At 52.7% G+C, this 1,312-nt stretch carries 1 rRNA gene; it reads right to left on the reverse strand.

Going from position 1 to position 1,312, the window contains the following annotated elements:
• Nucleotides 1-1,167 (reverse strand): 23S ribosomal RNA (locus tag NG99_RS25860); the annotation flags it as partial.
• Nucleotides 1,168-1,312: the final 145 nt, after the last annotated feature.

Below are 1,312 nucleotides of genomic sequence, written 5' to 3' on the forward strand. Positions count from 1 at the left end.
TCGCTGCCGCAGCTTCGGTGCATGGTTTAGCCCCGTTACATCTTCCGCGCAGGCCGACTCGACCAGTGAGCTATTACGCTTTCTTTAAATGATGGCTGCTTCTAAGCCAACATCCTGGCTGTCTGTGCCTTCCCACATCGTTTCCCACTTAACCATGACTTTGGGACCTTAGCTGGCGGTCTGGGTTGTTTCCCTCTTCACGACGGACGTTAGCACCCGCCGTGTGTCTCCCGTGATAACATTCTCCGGTATTCGCAGTTTGCATCGGGTTGGTAAGCCGGGATGGCCCCCTAGCCGAAACAGTGCTCTACCCCCGGAGATGAATTCACGAGGCGCTACCTAAATAGCTTTCGGGGAGAACCAGCTATCTCCCGGTTTGATTGGCCTTTCACCCCCAGCCACAGGTCATCCGCTAATTTTTCAACATTAGTCGGTTCGGTCCTCCAGTTAGTGTTACCCAACCTTCAACCTGCCCATGGCTAGATCACCGGGTTTCGGGTCTATACCCTGCAACTTAACGCCCAGTTAAGACTCGGTTTCCCTGCGGCTCCCCTATACGGTTAACCTTGCTACAGAATATAAGTCGCTGACCCATTATACAAAAGGTACGCAGTCACACCCAAAAGGATGCTCCCACTGCTTGTACGTACACGGTTTCAGGTTCTGTTTCACTCCCCTCGCCGGGGTTCTTTTCGCCTTTCCCTCACGGTACTGGTTCACTATCGGTCAGTCAGGAGTATTTAGCCTTGGAGGATGGTCCCCCCATCTTCAGACAGGATATCACGTGTCCCGCCCTACTCGTCGAACTCACAGCAAGTGCACCTTTGTGTACGGGAGTATCACCCTGTACCCTGCGACTTTCCAGACGCTTCCACTGATGCACAAACTGATTCAGGTTCTGGGCTGTTCCCCGTTCGCTCGCCGCTACTGGGGGAATCTCGGTTGATTTCTTTTCCTCGGGGTACTTAGATGTTTCAGTTCCCCCGGTTCGCCTTGCAGCACTATGTATTCATGCTGCAATGATGCACAAGTGCACCGGGTTTCCCCATTCGGGTATCGTCGGGTATAACGGTTCATATCACCTTACCGACGCTTATCGCAGATTAGCACGCCCTTCATCGCCTCTGACTGCCAGGGCATCCACCGTGTACGCTTAGTCACTTAACCTCACAACCCACAAGCGTCCCGCAGGACTCAAGTCAGTCGTAAGCATTTGAGAGACTCGAACGCGTCGCCATGTTCATTCTTATTACGGAGAATGAACGCCACGCGTCGTTTCAATTTTCAGCTTGTTCCGGATTGTTAAAGAGCA

Source organism: Erwinia typographi, from assembly GCF_000773975.1.
GTDB lineage: Bacteria > Pseudomonadota > Gammaproteobacteria > Enterobacterales > Enterobacteriaceae > Erwinia > Erwinia typographi.